At 63.9% G+C, this 25119-nt stretch carries 26 protein-coding genes; 3 read left to right on the forward strand and 23 right to left on the reverse strand.

The annotated features are described in order from the left end of the window. Positions 1–16 precede the first annotated feature (16 nt). Together K5H97_RS20360 and K5H97_RS20365 are read right to left on the reverse strand one after the other, a co-directional pair. Positions 17–1711, reverse strand: coding sequence for a ShlB/FhaC/HecB family hemolysin secretion/activation protein (locus K5H97_RS20360; RefSeq protein ID WP_028692814.1), 1695 nt, complete (start codon positions 1709–1711; stop codon positions 17–19). 144 nt (positions 1712–1855) lie between these two features. Next, on the reverse strand, positions 1856–2755 hold the full coding sequence (locus tag K5H97_RS20365) for a DMT family transporter (RefSeq protein WP_028692813.1): 900 nt from the start codon (positions 2753–2755) through the stop codon (positions 1856–1858). 133 nt (positions 2756–2888) lie between these two features. Here K5H97_RS20365 and K5H97_RS20370 point away from each other — a divergent pair, with 133 nt between their 5' ends. The 3 genes from K5H97_RS20370 to K5H97_RS20380 all read left to right on the forward strand — a co-directional run bounded on the left by K5H97_RS20370 (position 2889) and on the right by K5H97_RS20380 (position 6058). Continuing rightward, positions 2889–3326: an Lrp/AsnC family transcriptional regulator gene (locus K5H97_RS20370; RefSeq protein WP_028692812.1), complete on the forward strand. Its 438-nt coding sequence runs from the start codon at positions 2889–2891 to the stop codon at positions 3324–3326. Positions 3327–3775: 449 nt separating this feature from the next. Next, complete coding sequence (locus K5H97_RS20375; protein WP_028692811.1) at positions 3776–5311, forward strand: NCS1 family nucleobase:cation symporter-1; 1536 nt, start codon at positions 3776–3778, stop codon at positions 5309–5311. A gap of 18 nt (positions 5312–5329) precedes the next feature. Next, entirely contained in the window at positions 5330–6058 is a 729-nt protein-coding gene (locus K5H97_RS20380) for an aspartate/glutamate racemase family protein (RefSeq protein ID WP_028692810.1), read from the forward strand. Between the two features lie 109 nt (positions 6059–6167). Here K5H97_RS20380 and K5H97_RS20385 read toward each other — a convergent pair whose 3' ends face one another. The 21 genes from K5H97_RS20385 to fliF form a co-directional block, all read right to left on the reverse strand. Then, positions 6168–7361 carry a D-amino acid dehydrogenase gene (locus K5H97_RS20385; protein ID WP_028692809.1) on the reverse strand — a complete coding sequence of 398 codons (1194 nt, stop codon included), beginning with the start codon at positions 7359–7361 and terminating at the stop codon, positions 6168–6170. A gap of 45 nt (positions 7362–7406) precedes the next feature. Further along, entirely contained in the window at positions 7407–8069 is a 663-nt protein-coding gene (locus K5H97_RS20390) for a hypothetical protein (protein WP_028692808.1), read from the reverse strand. Between the two features lie 825 nt (positions 8070–8894). Then, positions 8895–9233 (reverse strand): FKBP-type peptidyl-prolyl cis-trans isomerase, encoded by a 339-nt coding sequence (locus K5H97_RS20395; protein WP_028692807.1) that lies wholly within the window; start codon positions 9231–9233, stop codon positions 8895–8897. Positions 9234–9306: 73 nt separating this feature from the next. After that, positions 9307–9720: a GFA family protein gene (locus K5H97_RS20400; protein ID WP_028692806.1), complete on the reverse strand. Its 414-nt coding sequence runs from the start codon at positions 9718–9720 to the stop codon at positions 9307–9309. Positions 9721–10127: 407 nt separating this feature from the next. Continuing rightward, positions 10128–11270, reverse strand: a complete 1143-nt coding sequence (flhB, locus tag K5H97_RS20405; protein ID WP_028692805.1) for a flagellar biosynthesis protein FlhB — start codon at positions 11268–11270, stop codon at positions 10128–10130. A 2-nt stretch (positions 11271–11272) separates the two neighbouring features. Continuing rightward, the gene (gene fliR / locus K5H97_RS20410) at positions 11273–12049 is read right to left on the reverse strand and encodes a flagellar biosynthetic protein FliR (RefSeq protein WP_028692804.1); all 777 of its coding nucleotides are present in this window, start codon (positions 12047–12049) and stop codon (positions 11273–11275) included. Between the two features lie 7 nt (positions 12050–12056). Beyond that, complete coding sequence (gene fliQ / locus K5H97_RS20415; protein WP_023630488.1) at positions 12057–12326, reverse strand: flagellar biosynthesis protein FliQ; 270 nt, start codon at positions 12324–12326, stop codon at positions 12057–12059. Between the two features lie 21 nt (positions 12327–12347). After that, positions 12348–13103: a flagellar type III secretion system pore protein FliP gene (gene fliP / locus K5H97_RS20420; RefSeq protein ID WP_028692803.1), complete on the reverse strand. Its 756-nt coding sequence runs from the start codon at positions 13101–13103 to the stop codon at positions 12348–12350. Beyond that, a complete protein-coding gene (fliO, locus tag K5H97_RS20425; protein ID WP_088852884.1) occupies positions 13103–13543 on the reverse strand; it encodes a flagellar biosynthetic protein FliO in 441 nt (146 codons plus the stop codon). The genes fliP and fliO overlap by 1 nt, the downstream gene beginning before the upstream one ends. A gap of 9 nt (positions 13544–13552) precedes the next feature. After that, positions 13553–14017 carry a flagellar motor switch protein FliN gene (gene fliN, locus K5H97_RS20430; protein WP_028692801.1) on the reverse strand — a complete coding sequence of 155 codons (465 nt, stop codon included), beginning with the start codon at positions 14015–14017 and terminating at the stop codon, positions 13553–13555. A gap of 46 nt (positions 14018–14063) precedes the next feature. Next, on the reverse strand, positions 14064–15032 hold the full coding sequence (fliM, locus tag K5H97_RS20435; RefSeq protein ID WP_028692800.1) for a flagellar motor switch protein FliM: 969 nt from the start codon (positions 15030–15032) through the stop codon (positions 14064–14066). A 10-nt stretch (positions 15033–15042) separates the two neighbouring features. Further along, positions 15043–15540 (reverse strand): flagellar basal body-associated protein FliL, encoded by a 498-nt coding sequence (gene fliL, locus K5H97_RS20440; RefSeq protein WP_028692799.1) that lies wholly within the window; start codon positions 15538–15540, stop codon positions 15043–15045. Between the two features lie 145 nt (positions 15541–15685). After that, positions 15686–17026 (reverse strand): flagellar hook-length control protein FliK, encoded by a 1341-nt coding sequence (locus tag K5H97_RS20445; protein ID WP_028692798.1) that lies wholly within the window; start codon positions 17024–17026, stop codon positions 15686–15688. 68 nt (positions 17027–17094) lie between these two features. Continuing rightward, positions 17095–17433 (reverse strand): Hpt domain-containing protein, encoded by a 339-nt coding sequence (locus K5H97_RS20450; RefSeq protein WP_189662233.1) that lies wholly within the window; start codon positions 17431–17433, stop codon positions 17095–17097. A gap of 43 nt (positions 17434–17476) precedes the next feature. Continuing rightward, entirely contained in the window at positions 17477–19168 is a 1692-nt protein-coding gene (locus tag K5H97_RS20455; RefSeq protein ID WP_028692796.1) for an ATP-binding SpoIIE family protein phosphatase, read from the reverse strand. 8 nt (positions 19169–19176) lie between these two features. After that, positions 19177–19482 (reverse strand): STAS domain-containing protein, encoded by a 306-nt coding sequence (locus K5H97_RS20460; RefSeq protein ID WP_028692795.1) that lies wholly within the window; start codon positions 19480–19482, stop codon positions 19177–19179. Positions 19483–19561: 79 nt separating this feature from the next. Then, positions 19562–20014 carry a flagellar export protein FliJ gene (fliJ, locus tag K5H97_RS20465; protein WP_028692794.1) on the reverse strand — a complete coding sequence of 151 codons (453 nt, stop codon included), beginning with the start codon at positions 20012–20014 and terminating at the stop codon, positions 19562–19564. A gap of 6 nt (positions 20015–20020) precedes the next feature. Continuing rightward, positions 20021–21376: a flagellar protein export ATPase FliI gene (gene fliI, locus K5H97_RS20470; protein WP_028692793.1), complete on the reverse strand. Its 1356-nt coding sequence runs from the start codon at positions 21374–21376 to the stop codon at positions 20021–20023. Then, entirely contained in the window at positions 21366–22139 is a 774-nt protein-coding gene (gene fliH / locus K5H97_RS20475) for a flagellar assembly protein FliH (RefSeq protein ID WP_028692792.1), read from the reverse strand. Before fliH ends, fliI begins: the two co-directional genes overlap by 11 nt. Positions 22140–22318: 179 nt before the next feature. Then, the gene (gene fliG / locus K5H97_RS20480; RefSeq protein WP_028692791.1) at positions 22319–23338 is read right to left on the reverse strand and encodes a flagellar motor switch protein FliG; all 1020 of its coding nucleotides are present in this window, start codon (positions 23336–23338) and stop codon (positions 22319–22321) included. Continuing rightward, positions 23331–25109 carry a flagellar basal-body MS-ring/collar protein FliF gene (gene fliF / locus K5H97_RS20485; protein WP_028692790.1) on the reverse strand — a complete coding sequence of 593 codons (1779 nt, stop codon included), beginning with the start codon at positions 25107–25109 and terminating at the stop codon, positions 23331–23333. Before fliF ends, fliG begins: the two co-directional genes overlap by 8 nt. Positions 25110–25119: the final 10 nt, after the last annotated feature.

The following is a 25119-nucleotide window of genomic DNA, read 5'->3' on the forward strand; positions in this document are numbered from 1 at the left end:
AAGGGTGGGTCGGGACTCAGAAGAACGCGTCGACTCGGAAATAGATCGGGTGTTCGCGGCGGGTGATGACGTCGGGGCGCTCCAGCGAGCGGGCGAAGGTCGCGCTGGCGGCGAAGTACTGGCCGCGCACGTTGAACTCGAAGGCGTTGCCGCTCAGGCGACCATGGTCCTGGCCATTGCCGTGCTGGCCCTTGATCACCCCGGCGTCATAGGCGAAGGCCATGCCGTATTCGCGCAGCCACGGCTGCAGCGGCGCCCAGGTGACCGGGCGGCGCCAGCGCAGCTGGTTGCGCCAGTAGCCGCCACTGTCGCCGGTGAGGGTCTGTTCCTTGAAGCCACGCACCGAGGTCAGCCCGCCGACGCTGATGCGCTGGCCACTGTAGAGGGCGTCTTCGCTGCGCTGGCCGGTGGCCAGGCTGTCGAAGCTGAACTGCTCGCCCCACAGCTGGAACGGCTGCAGGTAACTCAGGGTGAGGGTGTACTTGTTGTAGCGCGCCACCGGTTCGTTGCCGCGCGGATCGCCCGCGCCCTGGGCGTCGAGCGCGCCGATGCCCTGCTGCCAGCCGGCATCGAGGTTGACGAAGGCGTTGCCGATGCGCCGGCCGTGGTTGACGCCCAGCTGGCGTTCGGTGATACGGGTGCTGGAGACGTCGATCAGGGTGTCGTCCAGGTAGTTGCGCGCACGCAGGTGGCTGACGCCGGCATTGACCGCGGTCTTGCTCAGGCTGTCGCGGTGGATCACCCGTTCGGCCTGGAACTGGTGCACGCTGTTGTCGCCGTCGAGCTTGAAGGGGAAACCGCTGGAGGTGTCGCGGGTGCGGTAGTAGTTGTGGTTGTAGCTGTAGTTGAAGGTCCACCAGCCCCACGGCAGGCTGTAGTTCAGGCCGTGGCTGTCGGAATGGCGCCAGTGGTCGCTGACCACGTCGCGCCCGCCACGCAGGCTCAGTTGATCGGCCAGGCCCAGCGGGCTGTCCCACTCCAGGCCGAGGTTCATCTGCTGTTCGCCACTGCTGGCGTCACCGTTGTTGTGCCGGCTGGCAGAGACGCGCCAGGGCTTGTCACGCTGGCCCTTGAGCTGGACGCGGCTGCCGCCGACCTCCTGCCCCGGCACCAACTCCACCTCGACCTGGCGCGAGGGCAGGCGGCCGAGCTGGTCGACCATCTGTTCCATTTCGCGCAGGTTGAGCACCTCGCCGGTATTGCCGGGGAAGGCCATGGCCATTTCCCGAGGGCTGGCCAGGGCGGAGCCGTCCAGCCCTTCCAGGCGGCCTTCGACGATGATGATCTGCAGCACGCCGGAGCCCAGGTCCTGCTGGGGCAGGTAGGCACGGGTGGTCAGGTAGCCACGGTTCAGGTAATGGTCGGTGATGCGCTTGAGCAGGTCATTGAGCTGGCCGACTTGCAGGCACTTGCCTTCGTAGCCTTCGAGCAGCGCCTTGCGCTGTGGCTCGTCGAGCAGGCTGGCACCTTGCAAGTCGATGCGCTGGATCTGGAAGCAGCGCCCTTGCTCGGGGGGCTGGGCGGGCGCCTGCGGTGCCTGCCTTCCCGGCAGTTGCTGAAGCTCCTCGAGACGCTTGCGCTGCTCCTGCAGCAAGTTCTCCTGGCGATCGCGGATCAGGTCACGGTCGCCGGGTGTCTGGAACGGTGCGGCACCGGCGAGCAAAGGCAAGAGTACCAGGCCTGCGGCCAGGAAGCGGGTAGGAAGGGGCATGGGGCGTGTCCATCACTTAAAGCCGAGCGCATCACTGCGAAATAGTCGCGCAGGGTACTAGATGACAGCAGTGCCATCAATAAGCCACCTTCCCCCTGTATTGCCGGATAAGTTCTCTACGCCGGGAAGCCGCTCGTCATTGCTTTACTGTTGTCGCGCAGGCTTGCCGGCAGGCCGGAACCACCACCCCTGCTGCATGCCGGCAGCAGCGAGCAGAATCAGCCCGACTCCCAACCACTGCAATGCTGCCAGGCGATGGTCGAAGGCCAGCCAGTCGACCAGGATCGCGGCGATCGGGTAGATGAACGACAGCGCTCCGGTCAACGCCGTTGGCAGGCGCTGGATGGCGCTGTACAGCAGCACGTACATCAACCCCGTATGCAAGATGCCCAGCGTGACCAGGCTGCCAAGCGCCGGCAGTTCACCCGGCAGCCCGCCCAGTTGCACCCAGGGCGCCAGCAGCAGGACGCCGGTGCTCACCTGGATCAAGGCAATGAGGTGCGGCGGCGTGCCGGCCAGGCGCTTGATGATCAGCGCCGCCACGGCATACAGAAACGCCGCACCCAGTGCCAGGGCGATGCCCTGCAGGTACTCGCCACCACTGGCCTGCCCCGCGCCGTGAGCGCTGACGATAGCCAGCATGCCGAGGAACGCCACGCTCAGCCAGGTCAGCTTGGCCACGGTGATCTTCTCGCCCAGGAACAGCGCCGCCAGCCCCACCAGCATGAACGGCTGGACGTTGTACACCGCGGTGCCGATGGCGATCGATGCCCGCGAGTAGGAGGCGAACAGCAGTACCCAGTTGCCGACGATCGCCACCCCGCTGGCCACCGCCAGCAGGAAGGAGACGCGGGTCAGCACGCCCGGTTTGAGAAAGCCCATGGCCGCGCAGATCAGCAGCAAGGTGCCGGCGCCGAACACGCAACGCCAGAACACCACCTCCAGCACCGGCTGCCCGGACACCAGCACGAACCAGCCAATGGTCCCGGAGATCAGCATGGCGCCGATCATTTCCAGCGAACCACGGCGCAGCGAATTGTCCATCTCACACCTCCTGTCGACGATGGGCACAGTATGCGGAGGGTCGAGGGCGACCTTCCAGCGGATAACCAAGGCATATCGGCGCTCTCGCCTTTACTATCAAGGCATTTATTGAAAATCACCTAACGAGGCTGCCATGACCGATGCCATCGACCAGTTGCTGATCAACGCCCTGATGGAAGACTCGCGCCGCTCGCTCAAGGCCTTGGCGCAGATCAGCGGCCTGTCGGCGCCCAGCGTCAGCGAGCGCCTGCGCCGCCTGGAGGAGCGCGGCGTGCTGCGCGGCTATACGGTGGAGGTTGACCCGCGCTGTTTCGGCTACCAGTTGCAGGCCATCGTGCGCATTCGCCCGCTGCCGGGGCAGTTGCAGGAGGTGGAACGGCAGATCGTGGCCATTCCCGAGTTCACCGAATGCGACAAGGTTACCGGCGAGGATTGTTTCATCGCCCGCCTGCATGTGCGCTCGATGGAGCAGCTGGACACGCTGCTCGACCGCCTCAACGTGCTGGCCGAGACCAATACGGCGATCATCAAGAAGACGCCGGTGAAGCGGCGGTTGCCGCCGATGGCATGAGGCCAAGTACCCGAGAAAAACTTGTACACAAGAATGTCACCATAAGTGCCATTTTTGTGTGCACTCTCCACGGGTAACGCCCCATTAGGTTACACACTTCGTTTAACTAAATTTGACTAAACGATCAGCTAATTGGTTGTGTGAAAAATATAACCTGTTCACTTGGTCAACTTATAGTTCCAATATTTCATCTACTTAACTTTCAAATAGATAGATTCAAAATAGTAGCCGCCTGAAAGCGTATTGATCGCTGGCATGGAACTGGCTTTTGTGTGCTTGTGTTTTGTATACAAGTTTTACGAAACATAAATACACAAGAACCCGCAGCGTCGCCCCGTCGGCGACCGTTGCGCCCAGAACCCAGTGATGCCAACGCCTGCACCGACGAGATGGCGAGCCCGTGCGCCAGCGCCCGCTCATCGCAGTCACGCGCATCAGGAGCCACCGGAATGAGTAGCAGCCTCCCCCTTGCCCCTGAACTTTCCGTTGCCAGCCCCCATCCCTCGACCACGAGCCTCGAAGGCCAACCCGCCGATCTCGAACTGAGCCCACGCCTGCACAACCGCGACCTCGCCCCGACCAAACTGGCAGGCCGCCGCTGGGGCGGCTACAGCATCTTCGCGCTGTGGACCAACGACGTGCACAACATTGCCAACTACTCATTCGCCATGGGGCTGTTCGCCCTGGGCCTGGGCGGCTGGCAGATCCTGCTGTCACTGGCGATCGGCGCGGCGCTGGTGTACTTCTTCATGAACCTGTCCGGTTACATGGGGCAGAAGACCGGCGTGCCGTTCCCGGTGATCAGCCGCATCGCCTTCGGCATCCATGGCGCGCAGATCCCGGCGCTGATCCGCGCGGTGATCGCCATCGCCTGGTTCGGCATCCAGACCTACCTGGCCTCGGTGGTGCTGCGGGTGCTGTTGACCGCCGTGTGGCCGCAGGTGGCCGCCTATGACCACGACAGCATCCTCGGTCTGTCGAGCCTGGGCTGGGTGTGCTTCGTGGCGATCTGGCTGGTGCAGTTGGTGATCCTCGCCTACGGCATGGAGATGGTGCGCCGCTACGAGGCCTTCGCCGGCCCGGTGATCCTGCTGACCGTGGCGAGCCTGGCGGTGTTCATGTACTTCAAGGCCGATGCGCGCATCGCCTGGTCGGTCGCCGAGCCCCTGAGCGGCTACGAGATGTGGCGCAATATCTTCGCCGGCGGCGCGCTGTGGCTGGCGATCTACGGCACCCTGGTGCTCAACTTCTGCGACTTCGCCCGCTCCTCGCCGTGCCGCAGAACCATCCGCGTCGGCAACTTCTGGGGCCTGCCGGTGAACATCCTGGTGTTCGCGGCGATCACCGTGGTGCTGTGCGGCGCACAGTTCCAGATCAACGGCCAGGTCATCGACAGCCCGACACAGATCGTCGCCAGCATCCCCAACACCGCGTTCCTGGTGCTGGGCTGCCTGGCGTTCCTGATCGTCACCGTGGCGGTGAACATCATGGCCAACTTCGTCGCCCCGGCCTTCGTGCTCAGCAACCTGGCGCCGCGCCACCTGAACTTCCGCCGCGCCGGGCTGATCAGCGCCACCCTGGCGGTGCTGATCCTGCCGTGGAACCTGTACAACAGCCCGCTGGTGATCGTGTACTTCCTCTCCGGCCTGGGCGCCCTGCTCGGCCCGCTGTACGGCGTGATCATGGCCGACTACTGGCTGCTGCGTAAGGGCCGTATCAACGTGCCCGAGCTTTACAGCGAGAGTCCCGCCGGCGCCTACCACTACACCCGCGGCATCAACCTGCGCGCCGTGGCCGCGTTTATCCCGGCCGCGCTGCTGGCGATCATCCTGGCCCTGGTACCCAACTTCCACGGTATCGCGCCGTTCTCCTGGCTGATCGGTGCCGGTATCGCCGCCGCCGTCTACCTGCTGATTGCGCCACGCCACCGCCAATACCTCGATGTCAGCGGCGAATGCATCGCCGTCGACCACAGCAGCCACTGAATTTCAGGGATATCCGTCATGCGTATTCTGATCGCCAACGTCAACACCACCGAAGCCATCACCGAAGCCATTGCCGAGCAAGCGCGCAGCGTGGCCGCGCCCGGTACCGAGATCGTCGGCCTGACCCCGTGGTTCGGCGCCGAGTCGGTGGAGGGCAACTTCGAGAGCTACCTGGCCGCCATCGCGGTGATGGACCGGGTGCTGGCCTACGACCAGCCCTTCGATGCCGTGATCCAGGCCGGCTATGGCGAGCATGGCCGGGAAGGCCTACAGGAACTGCTGGACGTGCCGGTGGTGGACATCACCGATGCCGCCGCCAGCACCGCCATGTACCTGGGTCACGCCTACTCGGTGGTGACCACCCTGGACCGCACCGTGCCGTTGATCGAGGACCGCCTGAAACTGTCCGGGCTGTACGAGCGCTGCGCCTCGGTGCGCGCCAGCGGACTGGCGGTGCTGGAGCTGGAAAGCGACCCACGGCGTGCGGTGGAAGCCATCGTCGAGCAGGCCGAACGGGCTGTGCGCGAGGACAAGGCCGAAGTGATCTGCCTGGGTTGCGGCGGCATGGCCGGGCTCGACGAGCAGATCCGCCAGCGCACCGGGGTGCCGGTGGTGGACGGCGTGAGCGCTGCGGTGACCATTGCCGAATCGCTGGTGAGGCTGGGGTTGAGCACCTCCAAGGTGCGCACCTACGCCACGCCGCGGGCGAAGAAGGTGGTGGGCTGGCCGATGCGTTTCGGTCGCTGATTGACCAGTAGCGCCCGTCGCAGGGCAAGCCCACTCCCCTGGCGTCAAAAGCAACCCGTGGGAGCGGCGATGCGGCGACCCGACTTGCCCCGCGATGAGGCCAACAAGGTCAGCGCAACAGCCTCGCCAGCCGCTCGCCACTGCCACACGCCAAGGTGAACCCCAGTGCACCATGCCCCAGGTTCAGCCACAGGTTGCGATACCGTGTGGCACCAATGATCGGCACCCCGGTCGGCGTCGCCGGCCGCATACCCGCCCATTCCACTGCCTGCCCGTAGTCGGCGGCCTCGGGCAAGGTTTCCCGGGCCAGCCTCCGCATGCTCGCGAGCCTGCCGACATCCACCGACTCGTCGTAACCGACGATGTCCACCATAGCCGCCACACGCAGCTGATCCTCCAGCCGGGCATAGACGATCTTGCATTCGTAGTCGGTGATACTTACCTCGGGTGCCCGATGCGCGGCGCCGACCGGCGCGGTCAGGCTATAGCCTTTCAAGGGATAGACCGGCAAATTCAAGCCCGGCAAAGCCAGGCCGGCGCTACGGTGCCCGGCGCTGAGCACCAGGCGCTGCACGTCCAGCTGTTCGTTGCCCATCTCAAGGGCCAGCACCTGATCATCGTGCGCAATCAGCCGTGTCACCGGCCGCCCCAATAGCAACCGGCATTGCCCGGATGCCTCCAGGCGCTCGGCCAGGCGCAGGCAGAAACGGTGGCAATCGGCGACCTCTTCGTCCGGGGTGAACACGCCGCCAACGAACGGTGCCTCGCAAAGCGCCGGGTCGAGCTCGCGCAGTTCGGCGGCATCCAGTGTTCGCTGGCTGTGGGGATCAAGCAGGTGTTGGCGCCCGCGGTCGAATGCACGCTGGGTACGAAATGCAACCAGCTTGCCGTTGCGCCGCCAGGCGAAATCATCAAGGCCGTCCTGCTCGCGCCAGCGCTGTAACGCCGCCTGGCTTTCGAGCGCCAGGCTCAGCAACTGAGCAGCATTACGGCGATTGACGGAGGTGCGGCACGCCATGACGAAAGCCGCCAGCCACCGCCACTGCGCAGGGTCCAGACGCAACCGAAGGCGCAATGGCGAGTCCCCCTGCAACAACCAGCCAAGCGCCTGCCACGGTACTCCGGCATCGGCCAGAGGCGCCACATAACGATACGAAAGCTGTCCACCGTTGGCGAAGCTGGTGGCGCTGGCCAGGCTGTCACGGGCTTCGACCAGGTCGACCTGCCAACCGTCGCGCACCAGCGCATAAGCCGTCGCCAGGCCGACCACCCCGCCGCCGATCACTGTCACCCGCTGGTTCATGCGTCCATTCCCGTCCAGGCCTTATGGCCAGACAGTAACAGCAGGTCAGGTCGGACAGCCAGGCTCACCGTGATCGAGCCCCTGACCCACGCTACGGCTGAGCAGGGTAGCCTTGCCCTCGCGCCAGGTCAGCGTGAGCACGTACAAGGTATCGAAGTCGTCGCGATGCCAGTCTTCGGTGAGCACCCGCTCCTCCCCCAGGGCCTTGCCGGCCACGGTGTTGATCAATTCCGGGAGGTAACCGCGGGACCAGGCGGTGTAGACTGTGGCATTGCGGTACTTGCTACTGAGCAATTCGTCAGCCAGATCGTCGGTGTCGTTGGCGCCATAGTCGATGTTCACCGGCAAGCCGAGGCGAATGGCGCTGGGACTGATGGTCATCAACGGGCGGATATAGCTGTAGCGCTCATCCTGGCTACCTTCTTCGACCCCCCGCGAAGGGTTGGCGGCGAATACGTAATCAGCCTTGCCGAAGCGCTCGGGCAACAAGGTGGCGAGATCCAGGGCGCGATTGAGCCCCTGGCAGTTCAGCTGTCCCAATCCTTCGCCGGGCTTCTCGGCATGGCGCAGGAAGACCAGCGTCTGGGTGCCATCCACGGGTTGCGCACGGCTCTCGACCACGGCCAAGGCCAATGGCACGGCCGCAGCGGCGAGCGTCAGGCTCAACAACAGGTGACGACGACGGCGAAGGAAGGTGGGCAGCTTCATCTGGGGCGGACTCTTGTGGCCAGGGTACTGGGTTGCCACGCCACATGGTCCCGCAGCCTTGGCGGCGGGCCGTCCCTGTTGTGAATGCCATCCGTGGCAGCGAGTGAGGGTCAGAGTGCCCTCGACCCGTTTGGTCCCTCCCTGGGCGCACAGGCCGTTCCATCGACAAAGGCCACGTTAATGCATGTGTGTTGCTGAATTATTGCTCGTGGCTCAATCGTCGCGGGTCAGCACAGTTTCGGTCTATCGCAGGACCGGTGAGCCCCAAAGGCTTGAGTCAAAGCGTTGGGAGAGCAACGTCACGTCGCATCCTTGTAGCGGTCTCTGAATACAATCAGGCATACACCCAGCACGATAGCGAAAGACTTCCACAGCACCACATCAACACCAGTGAGCGTTTCACGGTGCAAGAACAGCATACCGAGCCCCCCATAGTGAGAAGACTCACGCCAAGCCAGGTACGCAGCCGGGGTGACCTCAACCAGCGATCAATGGCAAAGCCTATGAACAGCGACAGGGCGATCTGAACAGGATCCTCGTACATTGGGGGCTCTCACTCTGTGGCATGCGGAGCATCTCCTCCGTAAGGCTCTGGACAACGATCCAAATGAGCTTGGGACGATAGCTCCGGACATGCCTCTCAAGGCACCAATTGACGTCTGACATTCAAGTGGGAAATTTCCCAAATCAAACAATTAGTATCGCGGCGCCAGGTTTTCATGATCCGGTTTCTTTGCATGGCGCACATTGATGGACTGGATGACCTCGATTTTCTGCCATTTGTTCAACGGGTAGAAGCGCATTGACCATACCGAAGGCCGCATCTCAGTCTTCCCGGGTCAGCACTTCCAGCAGCTCGATCTCGAAGGTGAGGTCCGAATTCGGTGGAATCGAACCGACCGAGCGCTCGCCATAGCCCAGGTGCGCCGGGACCAGCAGCTTGCGCTTGCCGCCCACGCGCATGCCCATCAAGCCTTGATCCCAGCCCTTGATCACCCGGCCGGTGCCGATCACGCACTGGAACGGCTTGCCGCGCGACCAGGACGAATCGAACTCGCTGCCATCGGCCAGGGTGCCGCGGTACTGGGTGGTGATCAGCGCGCCCTTGACCACGGCCTTGCCGTCGCCTTCCTGTAGATCGATGACTTGCAACTCACTGCTCATGGCAGGTTCCTCGAGACGGTTTTGGTGGGCGCCCTTTTCTCAGGAATGCGTGGGTTTGGCAAGGCGGGTCGGCTCAGGACGGGGCGAACTGTTCGAAGATCTGTTGGCCGGTGAGGTCCTTGGTTTCGTTCTTGAAGCAGTACCAGGCGGGCTTTTCGTCGATGAAGATCTGCTCGGTGAAGGTCCAGTTTGCCTTACCGTCGAGCAGGCCGACTGGTACGACATAGAGGTTGCTCTCTTTCAGGCGGTAGAACAGGTGCGTGCCGCACTGGCCGCAGAAGCCGCGCTGGGCCCAGGGGGAGGAATCATAGACGCTCGGGGTTGAGCCTTCGAACTGCGGGGGTTCGGCGCAATGGACGGCCAGCAGTGGGCCGCCGGTCCATTTGCGGCACATGCTGCAGTGGCAGGCGCTGACGTGGTTGTTATCGACCTTGACGGTCAGTTTGGTGGCTTGGCATAGGCAGGTGCCTTGGTTTTCCTGGGGCATGGGGGGCTCCTTGCTGTTGTTTTTGGGAGTTGGAGTATAGGTGGTGGGTTCGGGTTCGGGTTCGGGTTCGGGTTCGGGTTCGGGGATGATTGTTTTGGATTTTGTATGCGCATTCATTGGCGATGGCGACGCATAGTCACCTTTTCGCCATTACGGCGACCTACTTTTGCTCTTCAAAAAGGAACTCGCCGTAAAGGCGAAAAGGTAACTATGCGTCGACATCGCAAACGAATGAAATTACAACCATTAAAACCAGCGCCGACCGACTTTGAATTTGAATTTGAATTTGAATTTTAGAGCATGTGTTTTGAAAGCGATATGCGCATTTATTCGCGATGGTGACTATGCGCCAACATCGCGAATAAATGCGCATACAACTTTCAAAACAACCAAACAACCAAACAAACTTAACTGTCCCGCCGCAGATCCTCAGGAATAGGCAAATCCTTCTTCAACGGCTCCGGCGCCTTCCCCCTCCCGGCCCGATACTGCCGAATCTGGAACACATAGGCCAACACCTGCGCCACCGCCAGGTACAACCCCGCCGGAATCTCCTGCTCCATCTCGGTGGAGTAGTAGATCGCACGCGCCAGGGCCGGCGACTCGAGTATCTGCACGTTATGCTCGACCCCGATCTCACGAATCTTCAAGGCAATGAAATCAGTCCCCTTGGCGACCAGCAACGGCGCCGTCCCACCCTTGTCCGGGTTGTACTGCAGGGCCACCGCGTAATGGGTCGGGTTGGTGATGATCACATCCGCGTCAGGCACCGCCGCCATCATCCGTCGCTGCGACATCTCCCGCTGCAACTGCCTGATACGCTGCTTGACCTCAGGCTTGCCTTCGCTGTCCTTGTACTCGTCCTTGACCTCCTGCTTGGTCATCTTCATCTTCTTGTTCGTCTGGAACAGCTGGTATGGCACATCCAGCCCGGCAATCAGCAGCAACCCCGCCGCCATCCACAAGGCGCTCCAGCCCACCACCTGCACCGCATGGATGATCGCCTGCTCCAGCGGCTCGTTGGCGATGGCCAGCAGCGCCTCGCGGTCACTGGCCAGCACCAGCAGCGCCACCAGCAGGATCATGATGAACTTCGCCATGGCCTTGAGCAGCTCGGTCAGCGCGTTCATCGAGAACATGCGCTTGATCCCCGACAATGGGTTCATCCGGCTGAACTTCGGCTGCAGCAGGCTCCCGGAGAACAGGAAGCCGCCCAGGGCAATAGGCGCAACGAAGGAAATCACGAACAGCAGAATCAGGATCGGTTGCACCGACCAGATCGCCATCTTGCCCGAGGCCAGCAGGAACGCGCCCATGCTGCGCTCGTCGACGATCACTTCGCGCGTCAGGCTGAAGTTCATGCGCATCAGGGTCATCAGCGTCTCCGCCAGATAACCGCCGAACGCCAGCAAGCCACCAGCGCCCGCCAGGGTCACCGCGACCGTGTTCAGCTCCTTGGAGCGGGCGACCTCACCTTTCTCCCGCGAGTCGCGTTTGCGCTTCTCGGTGGGTTCTTCTGTCTTGTCCTGACCGCTTTCGCTCTCTGCCATGCTCAGCGCGCCCGTGCCAGCTCACGCAGCCACTGCAGCGCTTCGCTGGCCAGTGCCTGGTAGTGTGGAAGGATATCGGCCAGGCCGACCCAGAAAATCCCCATGCCCAACACCAGGGTCAGCGGGAAACCGATGGAGAAGATGTTCAACTGCGGCGCGGCGCGGGTCATCACGCCGAAGGCGATGTTGACCACTAGCAGCGCGGCGATCGCCGGCAGGATCAACAGCAGCGCAGCACCCAGCACCCAGCTCAGGCGCCCGGCGATCTCCCAGAAATGGTTGACCACCAGGGCACTGCCCACCGGCAACGTGGTGAAACTCTCGGTCAGCACCTCGAACACCACCAGGTGGCCGTTCATCAGCAGGAACAGCACGCTCACCAGCATGGTCATGAACTGGCTGATCACCGCGACGTTGACGCCGTTGGCCGGATCGACCATGGAGGCGAACGCCATGCCCATCTGCACGGCGACGATCTGCCCGGCGATGACGAAGGCCTGGAACAGCAACTGCAGGGAAAAGCCGAACAACGCCCCGACGATGACCTGCTCGGCGCACAGCAGCACGCCGCGCACGCTCAACGGATCGATCTCGGGCAATGGCGGCAACCCCGGCACGATGACCACGGTGATCGCCACGGCGGCATACAGGCGCACCCGCGCCGGCAGCATCTTGGTGCCGAAGATCGGCATGGTCATCAGCACCGCCATCACCCTGAACAGCGGCAGGATGAAGGTGGCGACCCAGGTGCCGATCTGCGTATCGGTCAGCTCCAGCATGGCGGCCTCAACCGATCAGCTGCGGAATGCTGGTGTACAGGCCGATGAAGTACTCCATGAACTTCTGCACCAACCAGGGCCCGGCGACGATCAGCGTGATCAGCATCACCAGCAGGCGCGGCAGGAAGCTCAGGGTCTGTTCGTTGATCTGCGTGGCGGCCTGGAACATCGCCACCACCAGGCCGATCAGCAGGCTCGGCACCACCAGCACGGCGACCATCAAGGTGGTCAGCCACAACGCATCACGGAACAGGTCGACAGCGACTTCAGGTGTCATGCAAGGCTCTCCTTGGCGGCGTCAGACGCCACCGAAACTGCCGGCCAGGGTGCCCATGATCAGCGCCCAGCCATCGACCAGCACGAACAGCATGATCTTGAACGGCAACGAAATGATCAGCGGCGACAGCATCATCATACCCATGGCCATCAGCACGCTGGCGACCACCATGTCGATGATCAGGAACGGGATGAAGATCATGAAACCGATCTGGAACGCGGTCTTGAGCTCGGAGGTGACGAACGCCGGCACCAGGATCGTCAGCGGCACCTGGTCGGGCCCGGCAATGTCGGTGCGCTTGGACAGGCGCATGAACAGGTCGAGGTCGCTCTGTCGGGTCTGCGCCAGCATGAAGTCCTTCAACGGCCCCTGGGCCTTGTCGATGGCCTGCTGGGCGGTCATCTGCTCGGCCAGGTAGGGCTGCAGGGCGTCCTTGTTCACCCGGTCGAACACCGGCGCCATGATGAACATGGTCAGGAACAGCGCCATGCCGGTGAGCACCTGGTTCGATGGCGTCTGCTGCAGGCCCAGGGCCTGGCGCAAGATGGAGAAGACGATGATGATGCGGGTGAAGCTGGTCATCAGGATGACGAACGCCGGGATGAAACTCAGCGCCGTCATGATCAGCAGGATCTGCAGGCTGACCGAATATTCCTGCTGCCCGTCCGCCCCACTGGACAGGGTGATGGCCGGGATCGACAGCGGGTCGGCGGCCAGGGCCAGTGGTGCTGCCAACAGCAGCGCCAGGGTCAACAAAAAGCGCAGCGCGCCGCTCATCACGTCTTGTCCTTCTGATCCTTGCCCATCAGCTCGAGCAGCCGTTGGGCGAATTCCGGCGCGGCCTGGCGCGCCGTAGCGGGCACCTCCACGGGCTCGGCCAGCACATGCAAGGCCTCGATGCTGCCGGGACTGTGACCGATCAGGATCTGCTCCTTGCCCACCTGCACCAGCAGCAACCGGTCGCGCGGGCCGATGGCCCGGCTGCCGACGATCTCGATCACCTGCGCGCCACGCTGAGCATTGCCCTGCATGCGGCGCAGCAACCAGGCCAGGAAGAAGATAAGCCCCACCACCAGCAGCAGACCGAAGACCATCTGAGCCAACTGCGCGCCCAAACCGCCGGGCAACGGCGCGGCAGCCGAGGCGTTGGGCTCGGCCGCGGCGATCACCACTTCACTGACCAGCAATGCACCGAGGGCAATCAGGCCCCGCACCATGCGCTTCACTCAGCGCAGCTTCTTGATACGTTCGCTGGGGCTGATCACGTCGGTCAGGCGGATGCCGAACTTCTCGTTGACCACGACCACTTCGCCATGGGCGATGAGGGTGCCGTTGACCAGCACGTCCAGCGGCTCGCCCGCCAGGCGGTCCAGTTCGATCACCGAACCCTGGTTGAGCTGCAGCAGGTTGCGGATGCTGATCTCGGTGCTGCCCACCTCCATGGAGATGCTCACCGGAATGTCCAGGATCACATCCAGGTTCGGGCCTTCGAGGCTGACGTGCTCGTTGGGCTTGGGCGAACTGGCGAATTCCTCCATCGGCAGGCGATCGCCACCAAGGTGGCCGGCATCGCCACCGAGCAAGGCATCGATGTCGGCCTGCCCGGCATCACCCGTCTCTTCCAGGGCAGCAGCCCATTCGTCGGCCAGGGCCTGTTCCTCGGGAGAGTTGATCTCGTTTTCGTTAGCCATGATTTCCTCGACAGGCATTCAATACGTTGGAGCGATCGGCACGCCGTCAGCGGCGCTCGATCGGGTCGATGATCTGCAGCGACAGGGTGCCCTTGTGCGAGCCCAGCCGCGCCTTGAACGACGGCACGCCGTTGGCGCGCAGCACCAGGTGCTCCGGCAGCTCCACCGGAATCACGTCACCCGGCTGCATGTGCAGGATGTCGCGCAGCTTCAACTGGCGGCGGGCGACCGTGGCCGACACCGGCACATTGACGTCCAGCACGTCTTCGCGCAGGGCCTTGACCCAGCGTTCGTCCTGGTCGTCCAGATCGGACTGGAAACCGGCGTCGAGCATTTCGCGCACCGGCTCGATCATCGAGTACGGCATGGTCACGTGCAGATCGCCGCCACCGCCGTCGAGCTCGATGTGGAAGGTCGAGACCACCACCGCCTCGCTGGGGCCGACGATGTTGGCCATGGCCGGGTTGACCTCGGAGTTGATGTACTCGAAGGTGACCGGCATGATCGCCTGCCAGGCTTCCTTGAGGTCGACGAAGCACTGGTCCAGGACCATGCGCACCACGCGCAGCTCAGTCGGCGTGAACTCACGACCCTCGATCTTGGCGTGACGGCCGTCGCCACCGAAGAAGTTGTCCACCAGCTTGAACACCAGCTTGGCGTCGAGGATGAACAGCGCGGTGCCACGCAACGGCTTGATCTTGACCAAGTTGAGGCTGGTGGGCACGTACAGCGAGTGCACGTACTCGCCGAACTTCATCACCTGCACGCCGCCCACTGCCACGTCGGCGGAGCGACGCAGCAGGTTGAACATGCTGATGCGGGTATAACGGGCGAAACGCTCGTTGATCATTTCCAGGGTCGGCATGCGACCCCGCACGATACGGTCCTGACTGGTCAGGTCGTAGCTCTTGATGCTGCCGGGCTCGCCAGCGCTCTCGGTTTGTACCAGCCCATCGTCCACCCCATGCAACAGGGCATCGATCTCATCCTGGGACAGCAGGTCCTGCACGGCCATCTATGTGCTCCTACTGCAATACGAAATTGGTGAACAGCAACTGGTCGACGACCGGCCTGCCGACTTCCTTCTGCGCCACTTCCTGCACTACCGCGGTGGCCTTCTGACGCAGCATCTCCTGCCCGACCGGGCTGCTGGCGAGGGTGTCGAAGCCCTGGCCGGAGAACATCATCACCAGGTTGTTGCGGATCACCGGCATGTGCACTTTCAGCGCCTCCAGGTCGGCCTGGTTGCGCCCCTGCATGGTAATGCTCACCTGCATGTAGCGCTGGCGGCCGTTCTGGTTGAAGTTGACCACGAAGGCCGGCGCCAGGGGTTCGTAGATCGCCGCCGGCTTTACGTTGCTCTGCGCAGCGTCAGGCGCTGGCGCCGACGCGCTCTTGTGCATGAAGAACCACGTGGCGCCCACCGACAGGCCGACCGCCAGGAGCAGGGCCAGCACCAGCAGCAGGATCAACTTGAGTTTGCCTTTAGTGGCGGGGTCTTTCACTGCGTCACTCTTCGCCATGCCAATAATCCGTCGTCCATCGGGGTTTCAAAGAAGGATGACGTGGCTTGAGCAAGTGTTATGCCAGATTTGACCGAGAAGGAAGGTACCGGCCCTGTCGCCAGACAAGCGCCACCCGAAGGTGGCCGCGCAGGGCCGGCGAATATCAGGCGTAATAGTCGACCATGCTGTCGCCGACCACCACTTGATGCTCGGCAGGACGCGCGCCCTCGGCAGGATTGACGCCCTCCCCAACCGCCTCGGCGCGGCGCGCCGCCACGCCGGACAGGCTCGAGCCGCCCTGCTGCGCCTGCTGCTGTTGCTGGCCGCGGGACTGGTCGGCCACGCTGACGTCCGGCTGCGCCAGCCCCTGCTGGGCGAACAGCTCGCGCAGCCGGTAGACCTGGCTGTCCAGCGCATCGCGCACGCCGGCATGCCCACTGACAAAGTGAATCTGGGTGGGCTGGTCCGCCGCGACATTGACGCGGATGTCCAGGCGCCCCAATTCAGCGGGTTCAAGCTGGATGTCCGCCGACTTGAGGTTCTGGCTCGACAGGTACATGACCCGGTTCACCAGGCCTTCGGCCCAGGCGCCCTGGTTCATCGCCAGCGGCTGCTGCAGCGGGTTCGGGGTCACCGGTACGGCATTGGCGGTCTTGGGCGTCGCCGCCTGCGTCAGGCTGGCCAGACGGTCGGCGAAGTCATCGATCCGCGTGTCGCTGCTGGCGCCCTTGATATCCTTGAGGCCATCGTCGATCAGCCCGGCGAATGCCTTGTCGCCATGCTCGGCGTTCCCCGCTTCCTGCTCGGCCTTGCCAACCACGTTCGCCAAGGTATTGACGGCTGTGGCGGCGGGATCGGCAGGCGCCTGGCTGCTGTCGGAGCGGCTACTGGCCGCATGGGCCGATGTGGTTCCCTTGGCCTGGGCGTCCTGCTCCAGCGCCAGGCGCAAGGTCGGCATGTTGGCCAGAGGGTCCGCCTCCGGATCGAACGCGGCATCCTTGGGCGCTTCCTCGACGACCGCCGCCGCCGACACAGGCTGTGGCGCCTGCGCCGCCGCCTGCAGCACCGGGGCGACCGCTTCGGCCTGGGCCTGGATCAACTGCGCGCCCGGCTGGGCGTCGGTGACCTGGCCAGCCACCAGGCTGGCATCAAAGGACGAGGTAGTGTCGCCTTCGGTGGCTTCATCCGCCTCGGCAACAGGCTTGCTGCCCGGGATGACTGGCAAGTTATTGCCGTCATCGGCAACCGCCGGCTTGCTGGCGTCGTCCGGCTTGCCGCCTGCGGCAGGTGCGGCCTGCTCCTTGGATTTGGCCGGGTCGGCCCCCTTGGCGACCTTGTCGTCACGCGCTGGAACGCTGTCGCGCCCCTGCCGGGCCATGACCTGGTCGAAGCCATCGCCTTGGCTGGCCGGGGCTTGCAGCGGCTTGTCCGCCACACTGGCAGCCGGGCGCGACGTCTTGTTGACGAGGCCGGCTTGCAACAATGGATTGGATGCGACAGGCATTGAGAGGTCTCCGCTGCAGAACTGGTAAAATGCGTCTGTGCGAAGAAAAGCAAAACTCGCGCCAATTTTTACTCGGCGGCGATCCGCTGCCGCTCGGCACGGTAGAAACGCTGGACCTCCACGTACTCCTGGTCGATGCGGTTGATCAGGTCTTCAATACCGTACAAAGGTTGCTGGCGGACCCGCTCCTCCAACTCCCGGCACAGCTCGGCCAGTCCAACGGCGCCCATGTTGCTGCTGCTGCCCTTGAAGCTGTGCGCGGCCAGGCCCAGCTCTTCGGCGTCCTTGGCCTCGTGCAGCTGGCTCAGGCGTCGCTCGGAGTCTTCGAGGAAGGTTTCCAGCAACTGCAGGTAGCCATCTTCCATGACCTCCCGCAAGTCACTCAGCACCCTCTGATCGATATGCATGTCCACCACTTGTTCACTCCCTGATCAAGCCGCGCAAACCGGCTCACCATTGAAACTCCACGCGCGCCAGACGGCCACCTTCCAGCCACTGGGCATTTTCCGCCAGCCGCCGCACCAGGCTCACTCCGCGCCCACTGAACCCGTGCCAACACGGCCTGTCGAGCGGCAAGCGCGCCACATCGAAGCCTGCGCCGCTGTCGCGAACCTCGATGGTCAGACGCCCGCCCGCACCTTGAGGTTCCACCCGCAGGGCAATGCCGACGCTGCCATGCACCTCGCGTCCCAGACGCTCGGCGCGCTGGCGATAGTACTCGGCGAAGCCGTCGGCGTCGCACTTGAGCGCCGAGTCCAACCCCAGCACGCCATGCTCCAGCGCATTGGCATACAGCTCGCTCAGCACACTGTGCAACTTGCCGCTGCTAGGCCTGAGCCCATGAATCTCCTGCAACAGCTGTACCAGATATGGCACCGGGTTGAAGCGACCCAGGCTCTCGCCCCGCAACTCGAACTGCATCGACCAGTCCAGTGGGCTGGAACGACCACTGTCGGAGTACACCACCGCCTGCGGCGCGACAGGCTCGGGGCCCAGCATGCGGATATCGCACAGGCTGATATCGTCACGAGACTGACCACCGAATCCCGCCAGCGCCTGCATAAGCTCGTCGAACAACACCGCCGGATCACGGTTGGCCGCCAGCACCTCGCGCAGGCGCTCCACGCCAAACAGGCAGTCCTGCTCATCAGCCGTATCAACGACGCCGTCTGACAGCAGGAACAACCGCTCTCCCACCGCAAGCGGCATCACCTCGGTAGCATCGTCGAACTGTTCGGGCGAAAGGATTCCCAGCGGCAAGTGGCGCGAAGGGAGGACACCCAGCACCTCGCCTTGCGACGACAAACGATAGCCATCCGGCATGCCACCGTTCCAGAGCTCCACCGTCCCTCGCTGGTAACTCAGGTTGAGCAACAGCGCGCAACAGAACATATCCACGGGCAGGATGCGCTTGAGCTTGGCGTTCATCTCCCGCAGGGTTTCGACCAGGCCATAGCCCTTGGCAGTCATGCCATAGAACACTTCCGCCAATGGCATGGCGCCGACCGCGGCCGGCAAGCCATGACCGGTGAAGTCACCCAGTAGCACATGCATGTCGCCCGAAGGCGTATACGCCGCCAGCAACAGGTCGCCGTTGAACAACGCATAGGGCGACTGCAGGTAACGGATATTCGCAGCACTCAGGCAGCCGGAGTGGGCGACCTTGTCGAACACCGCCTTGGCCACCCGCTGTTCGTTGAGCAGGTGATGGTGATGGCGGGCAATCTGGTCGCGCTGCTCCAGCACCGTTGCCTGCAGGCGACGCAAACGGTCCATGGCGCGGATCTTCGCCGCCAGGATGACGGCACTGTAGGGCTTGGCCATGAAGTCGTCGCCACCGGCCTCCAGGCAACGCACCAGCCCCTGCTCTTCATTGAGCGAGGTCAGGAAGATGATCGGCACCAACGCCTCGCCCGCCAGCGCCTTGATCCGCCGCGCCGCCTCGAAACCATCCATCACCGGCATCAGCGCATCGAGCAGCACCAGCTGCGGTCGTCGCTCGGCGAACAGCGCCACCGCCTGCTCGCCATTCTCGGCGGTGACCACCACGTGCCCCTGGCGGCGGACGATCTGCGCCAGCAACATCCTGTCCGCGGCGCCGTCCTCGGCCACCAGCACGGTCAACGGCTGATCGGCAGCCATGGCCAGGCTCAACTGATGTCGAACAGCTTTTCGAAGTTTGAGATCGCCAGGATCTTGCGCACATCAGGGCTGGCATGGACCACACGGATATCCGAGTCCTCGCCGCCGACATGGTCGCGCAGCAACAGCAACATGCCCAGCGCCGAGCTGTCGAGATACGTGGCTTCCTTCAGATCGACCACCACGGAATCCGGGCGCGGACGCTGATGCTCGTAGGCATTCCTGAATTCCTGATGCTTGCCGAAATCAAAACGCCCCTTGACCTTGATCGTCAGCTTTTTCCCGTCCTGTGAAAAATCAGTTTCGACTGCCATGCGAGCGATTCCTTCGATGATGGCGAATGCGGCTTCTGAAGGTTTAGCAGGCGCTGGCGACGAGCGCCAGTCAGGTCGATCAGGGGTGACCCTGGCGTGGCAGGCGTTGGGACAGCTCGTCGAGCAGCTTCTGCTCGCGCTTGTCCTCGGCACGGCGCGCTTCGTCCAGATAACGCTGGACCAGCTTGCGCAGCCCTTCGACGCGGGCATAAGCCTGCTGCCAGGTGTTGCGGGCGTTGTTCAGGTTGTTCTGGTGCCAGGCCATGCTCTGGCGTTGCTGGGTCATTGCCGTTTCCAGCTGCCCGAGGAAACGCTGGTAGTTGACCAGCCAGTTGCCGTCGACACCCTGGCTGCCGCGATTGATCCATTGCTGCTGATAGGCCTCGCGAAAACTCTCGAGCTCGGCCTGCTTGGCCTGGGCATCGCTGAGCAGCTTCTGGAAATGCCCCAGGCGCTGGGCGGCCTTGCGCTCGGCCTCTTCGGCCATTTCCACCACCGGCACCAGGCGTGCCGCTCGGCTGGGCTGGGCCATGATCTATCAGCCCGCTGGCGGCGCGAACACCGCGGCCAGTTCTTCACGGCTCTGCGCCATGCCGACATTCTCATCCAGACGTTGGCGCAGGAAATCCACCAGTTTGGGTTGCAGGGCGATGGCCAGGTCGGTTTCCGGATCACCACCGGCCACATAGGCGCCGACACTGATCAGGTCGCGGCTCTGCGACAGGCGCGACCACAGCTGCTTGAATTTCTGCGCCTGACGCAGGTGATCGGGATCGACCACCTGGGGCATGACCCGGCTGATCGAGGCCTCGATGTCGATGGCCGGGTAGTGCCCTTCCTCGGCCAAGCGCCGGGACAGCACGAAGTGACCGTCTAGCACGCCCCGCGCCGAGTCGGCGATCGGGTCCTGCTGGTCATCACCCTCGGACAGTACGGTGTAGAACGCGGTGATCGAGCCACCGCCCGGCTCGCCATTACCGGCCCGCTCCACCAGCTTGGGCAGCTTGGCGAACACCGAAGGCGGATAACCCCGGGTGGCGGGCGGCTCGCCGATGGCCAGGGCGATCTCACGCTGGGCCTGGGCGAAACGGGTCAGCGAATCCATCAGCAGCAGGACATTCTTACCCTTGTCGCGGAAATACTCGGCAATGCGCGTGCAGTACATCGCCGCACGCAGACGCATCAACGGCGCGTCGTCCGCTGGCGAGGCCACCACCACCGAGCGCTTGAGCCCTTCCTCGCCGAGGATGTGCTCGATGAACTCCTTCACTTCGCGGCCCCGCTCACCGATCAGGCCGACCACGATGATTTCGGCCTCGGTGAAGCGGGTCATCATGCCCAGCAATACCGACTTACCGACGCCGGTACCGGCGAACAGACCCAGGCGCTGGCCACGACCGACCGTGAGCAAGCCGTTGATGCTGCGGATACCGACATCCAGCGGCTGGCTGATCGGATCACGGTTGAGCGGGTTGATGATAGGGCCGTCCATCGGCACCCAGTCCTCGGCCTTCATCCCGCCCTTGCCGTCCAGCGCGCGACCGGCGCCGTCGAGCACCCGACCGAGCATGCTCATGCCCATCGGCAGGCGACCACTGTCGTCCAGCGGCACCACGCGGGCCCCCGGGGCCAGGCCAACGATGCTGCCGACCGGCATCAGGAACACCTTGCTGCCGGCAAAGCCCATGACTTCGGCCTCGACCTGCCCCGGGTGGTAGCTGTCGTCATTGATCACCAGGCAACGGCTGCCCACCGCCGCGCGTAGACCCTCGGCCTCGAGGGTGAGGCCGACCATGCGCAGCAGGCGCCCTTCGACGATCGGCTGGTCGGGCAGCTTCACCGCATCGGCGTAGCCCTCCAGGCGCTTGCCGAAGCTGGTACGGTCAAGGCGCATCGGTTTCACCCGCCGGCACGTCCAGTTCGACGGAAATATCCGGCGAAGCAGGATGCAGGGACTGGTCGTGGGACTGGTCGAACAGTTGCGCCACAGCCTTCTCGATACGGGTTTCCATGGTCGCGTCGATCCGGCTGTGAGCGGTCTCGATCCGACAGCCACCCGGCAACAGCGACTCGTCCTCGAGCAGCTTCCAGCTCTCCTCGTGACGCTCGCGCAAGGCCTTTGCCAGCTCGAAGTCCTGCGGGTTGAGGTGGATACGGATGTTGTCGGCGCCCATCGGCAGCAGCTTCAACGCCTCACGAAGCACGTGGGTGATCTGGCTCGAGTCGCTGCGCAGCTCACGACCAATGACCTGGCGGGTCATGCCGGCGACCAGCTGCACCAGGGCTTTCTCGATCTGCGTATCCTGCTCGGCAATGGGCTCGAGCAGGTGGCTCATGATTTGTTCCAGGCTGGCCAGCTTGGCCGCCAGGGCCACTTCGGCTTCCTGTCGAACCTTCAGCTGGGTGCTGTGGAAGCCTTCGCGCTCGCCGGTGGCGAAGCCTTCGTTGTAGGCCTCCTGACGGATGGCCTCGAGTTCCTCGAGGGTCAGTGGCTGGACTTCCTCCAGCGGCACTTCTTCGACTTCCTCCTCGATGACTTCCGGCTCAGGCTCGGGTTCCGGCTCAGGCTCGGGATCGAAGCTGGGCAGCGCCCACACGTCCACACCCTCGAGGTCGCGGGCACGGATCAGGTCGCTGGGGTGTTCGGTGGTGGACATGTTTTCAGGTACTCAAAAGCCATCTGCAACCAATGCGCCCCTGTAGGAGCGGCCTTGTGTCGCGAAAGGGCTGCAAAGCAGCCCCACGATCTCGATGTCACCGCAAGCTGTCGGGGCAGCCTTGCTGCCCTTTCGCGACACAAGGTCGATCCTACAGTAGAACGCGCGCGCCCCACCGATCAGATCATTTCCTCGGCGCCCTTGCCGCCCAGCACGATCTCGCCGGCTTCGGCCATACGGCGGGCGATGGTGAGGATTTCCTTCTGCGCCGTCTCCACGTCGCTGACCCGCACCGGCCCCTTGGCCTCCAGGTCGTCGCGCAGCAGCTCCGACGCACGCTTGGACATGTTCTTGAAGATCTTGTCCTTGACCCGCTCGTCGGCACCCTTGAGCGACACCACCAGCACATCGGAGGACACCTCGCGCAGCAGCGCCTGGATGCCACGGTCGTCGACGTCGGCCAAGTTGTTGAAGACGAACATCAGGTCTTCGATCTGCTCCGACAGGTCGCTGTCGATCTCGCGGATCGCGTCCATGAGCGCGCCTTCCACGGAGCTGTCGAGGAAGTTCATGATGTCGGCGGCGCGCTTGATGCCGCCCAGGGTGGTGCGCGCGGCATTGGAGTTGCCGGAGAACTGCTTCTCGAGGATCTGGTTGAGTTCCTTGAGCGCCGCCGGCTGCACGGTGTTGAGCGACGATACGCGCAGGACGATGTCCAGGCGCACCTTGTGGTCGAAGTTGCTCAGCACTTCGCCGGCCTGGTCGGGGTCGAGGTAAGCGACCACGATGGCCTGGATCTGCGGGTGCTCGTAGCGGATGACGTCGGCCACGGCGCGCGGCTCCATCCACTTGAGGCTGTCCAGGCCGCTGGTGTTGCCACCGAGCAGGATACGGTCGATCAGGCCGTTGGCCTTGTCCTCGCCGAGGGCCTGGTTGAGCATCTTGCGGATGTAGCCGTCGGAACCGACGCCCAGGCTGGTCTGGTCGCCGACGATCTCGACGAACTCGCTCATCACCTGCTCGACCTGCTCGCGATGGACGTTGCCCATCTGCGCCATGGCCACACCGACCCGCTGCACTTCCTTGGGGCCCATGTGGCGCAGGACCTGCGCGGCATCGGTCTCGCCGAGCGAGAGCAGGAGGATGGCCGCCTTGTCGACGCGGCTCAGCTTGGCGGTAATGGCTCGATTGTCACTCATCGGCGTTGATCCACTCTTTCACGACCTGGGCCACGCGGCCCGGGTCTTCGGCCACCAGGCCCTTGATTGCGTTGAGCTGTGCCTCGTAACCCTCGCTCGGGCTCGGCAACAGAATGCTTGTCGGGCCACCCAGGCTGACGCGGTCGTTGGCCAGTTCGCCATCCAGACCGATCATGCCGCCCAGCTCCATGTCGCTGTCCGTGGCAGCCTGCTTGCCGCCACCTGTGATGTTGTTGAGCACCGGACGCAGCACGCCGAACACCAGCACCAGGATGAACAGCACGCCCAGCACCTGCTTGACGATGTCCCAGAACCACGGCTGCGAGTAGAACGGAATGTCGACCAGTTCGTCGCCACGGTCGGCGGCGAACGGCACGTTGATCACGGTGACGCTGTCGCCACGGCTGGCATCGAAGCCCACCGCGTCCTGCACCAGGCGGGTGAAGCGCGCCAGGTCCTCGGCGCCCCACGGGGTGCGGGTGGCTTCGCCAGTGGCGGCGTCGAGCTTGACCTGGTCATCCACCACCACGGCCACCGACAGACGGGTCAGGCGACCTTGCTGCTGACGGGTGTGGCTGATGGAGCGGTCGAGCTCGAAGTTCTTGGTACTCTGCTGACGCTTGTCGCTCGGGTACGGCGCGAGCATCGGCTGGCCGGTGGCCGGATCCATGATCTGCTGGCCGTTGGCGTCCACCAGCGGCTGGCCGGGCTGGATGGCACCGGCCGGCGTGGCGGCGGCCTTGGCGTTTTCGGGCGCGGAGGCGCCGGCCGGCGGCTGGTTGCTCAGGGCCCCCGGCACACCTTGCGGCCCCTGGCTGCTGGCACGCTGTTCGTTGACCGACTGCTCGCTGCGCAGCGCAGGCTGGTCAGGGTTGAACTGCTCGGAGGTAGACTCGACGGCGCTGAAGTCGACGTCGGTCGACACTTCGGCCTTGTAGCGGTCGTTGCCCAGCACCGGCTGCAGGATATTGTGCACGCGCTGGGTAAGCATGCCTTCCATGCGGCGGCTGTAGTCGAACTGCTTGCCCGCCATGGTCAGGGCGGTGTCCTGCAACTGATCGGAAAGCAGATTGCCCTTCTGGTCGACCACGGTCACCTGGGACTTGTCCAGCTCCGGAACGCTGGTGGCCACGAGGTTGACGATGGCCATGACCTGGCCGGCTTCCAGGCTGCGGCCCGGGTACAGCTCGACCAGCACCGAGGCGCTGGGCTTGCGCTCGTCACGCACGAACACCGAGCTTTTCGGGATCGCCAGGTGCACGCGGGCGGCCTTGACGTTGTTCAGGCTCGACACGGTGCGCGCCAGCTCGCCTTCAAGGCCGCGGCGGTAGCGGGTGGCTTCCATGAACTGGCTGGTGCCCAGGCCCTGCTCCTTGTCGAGCAGCTCGAAACCGACATTACCGTCGCTTGGCGCCACACCGGCGGCGGCCAGTTTCAGGCGCGCACGGGAGAGGTCGTCGGCCTTGACCAGCAGGGCGCCGGAGTTCGGCTCAACCTTATAGGGAATATCGGCTGAAGCCAGCGCGTCCACCACCTGCTTGGTGTCCATGCCCGCCAAGCTGCCGTACAGCGGCCGGTAGTCCGGCTGCTGCGACCAGAGCACCACGGCAAAGCCGATGGCCACGCTGGCGGCCAGCCCGACCAGCAGGCCGACCTGACGCAGCATGGGCATCTGCGAGATGTTTTCCAGAAATGCCATGCCGAACAGCGGCGGCTTGGCTGCTGGCGGGCCACTCTTGGCGGGGGCGTTATCGACGACTGCTTCGGCCATGACTCACTCT

It is taken from the genome of Pseudomonas mosselii (assembly GCF_019823065.1).
In the GTDB taxonomy this organism is placed as follows: domain Bacteria; phylum Pseudomonadota; class Gammaproteobacteria; order Pseudomonadales; family Pseudomonadaceae; genus Aquipseudomonas; species Aquipseudomonas mosselii.

What these genes read in the sequence shown, in the direction of transcription:
- K5H97_RS20360 (WP_028692814.1), bottom strand. Translation starts at nt 1,711, where the DNA reads ATGCCCCTTCCTACCCGCTTCCTGGCCGCAGGCCTGGTACTCTTGCCT.
- K5H97_RS20365 (WP_028692813.1), bottom strand. Translation starts at nt 2,755, where the DNA reads ATGGACAATTCGCTGCGCCGTGGTTCGCTGGAAATGATCGGCGCCATG.
- K5H97_RS20370 (WP_028692812.1), top strand. Translation starts at nt 2,889, where the DNA reads ATGACCGATGCCATCGACCAGTTGCTGATCAACGCCCTGATGGAAGAC.
- K5H97_RS20375 (WP_028692811.1), top strand. Translation starts at nt 3,776, where the DNA reads ATGAGTAGCAGCCTCCCCCTTGCCCCTGAACTTTCCGTTGCCAGCCCC.
- K5H97_RS20380 (WP_028692810.1), top strand. Translation starts at nt 5,330, where the DNA reads ATGCGTATTCTGATCGCCAACGTCAACACCACCGAAGCCATCACCGAA.
- K5H97_RS20385 (WP_028692809.1), bottom strand. Translation starts at nt 7,361, where the DNA reads ATGAACCAGCGGGTGACAGTGATCGGCGGCGGGGTGGTCGGCCTGGCG.
- K5H97_RS20390 (WP_028692808.1), bottom strand. Translation starts at nt 8,069, where the DNA reads ATGAAGCTGCCCACCTTCCTTCGCCGTCGTCGTCACCTGTTGTTGAGC.
- K5H97_RS20395 (WP_028692807.1), bottom strand. Translation starts at nt 9,233, where the DNA reads ATGAGCAGTGAGTTGCAAGTCATCGATCTACAGGAAGGCGACGGCAAG.
- K5H97_RS20400 (WP_028692806.1), bottom strand. Translation starts at nt 9,720, where the DNA reads ATGCCCCAGGAAAACCAAGGCACCTGCCTATGCCAAGCCACCAAACTG.
- flhB (WP_028692805.1), bottom strand. Translation starts at nt 11,270, where the DNA reads ATGGCAGAGAGCGAAAGCGGTCAGGACAAGACAGAAGAACCCACCGAG.
- fliR (WP_028692804.1), bottom strand. Translation starts at nt 12,049, where the DNA reads ATGCTGGAGCTGACCGATACGCAGATCGGCACCTGGGTCGCCACCTTC.
- fliQ (WP_023630488.1), bottom strand. Translation starts at nt 12,326, where the DNA reads ATGACACCTGAAGTCGCTGTCGACCTGTTCCGTGATGCGTTGTGGCTG.
- fliP (WP_028692803.1), bottom strand. Translation starts at nt 13,103, where the DNA reads ATGAGCGGCGCGCTGCGCTTTTTGTTGACCCTGGCGCTGCTGTTGGCA.
- fliO (WP_088852884.1), bottom strand. Translation starts at nt 13,543, where the DNA reads ATGGTGCGGGGCCTGATTGCCCTCGGTGCATTGCTGGTCAGTGAAGTG.
- fliN (WP_028692801.1), bottom strand. Translation starts at nt 14,017, where the DNA reads ATGGCTAACGAAAACGAGATCAACTCTCCCGAGGAACAGGCCCTGGCC.
- fliM (WP_028692800.1), bottom strand. Translation starts at nt 15,032, where the DNA reads ATGGCCGTGCAGGACCTGCTGTCCCAGGATGAGATCGATGCCCTGTTG.
- fliL (WP_028692799.1), bottom strand. Translation starts at nt 15,540, where the DNA reads ATGGCGAAGAGTGACGCAGTGAAAGACCCCGCCACTAAAGGCAAACTC.
- K5H97_RS20445 (WP_028692798.1), bottom strand. Translation starts at nt 17,026, where the DNA reads ATGCCTGTCGCATCCAATCCATTGTTGCAAGCCGGCCTCGTCAACAAG.
- K5H97_RS20450 (WP_189662233.1), bottom strand. Translation starts at nt 17,433, where the DNA reads ATGCATATCGATCAGAGGGTGCTGAGTGACTTGCGGGAGGTCATGGAA.
- K5H97_RS20455 (WP_028692796.1), bottom strand. Translation starts at nt 19,168, where the DNA reads ATGGCTGCCGATCAGCCGTTGACCGTGCTGGTGGCCGAGGACGGCGCC.
- K5H97_RS20460 (WP_028692795.1), bottom strand. Translation starts at nt 19,482, where the DNA reads ATGGCAGTCGAAACTGATTTTTCACAGGACGGGAAAAAGCTGACGATC.
- fliJ (WP_028692794.1), bottom strand. Translation starts at nt 20,014, where the DNA reads ATGGCCCAGCCCAGCCGAGCGGCACGCCTGGTGCCGGTGGTGGAAATG.
- fliI (WP_028692793.1), bottom strand. Translation starts at nt 21,376, where the DNA reads ATGCGCCTTGACCGTACCAGCTTCGGCAAGCGCCTGGAGGGCTACGCC.
- fliH (WP_028692792.1), bottom strand. Translation starts at nt 22,139, where the DNA reads ATGTCCACCACCGAACACCCCAGCGACCTGATCCGTGCCCGCGACCTC.
- fliG (WP_028692791.1), bottom strand. Translation starts at nt 23,338, where the DNA reads ATGAGTGACAATCGAGCCATTACCGCCAAGCTGAGCCGCGTCGACAAG.
- fliF (WP_028692790.1), bottom strand. Translation starts at nt 25,109, where the DNA reads ATGGCCGAAGCAGTCGTCGATAACGCCCCCGCCAAGAGTGGCCCGCCA.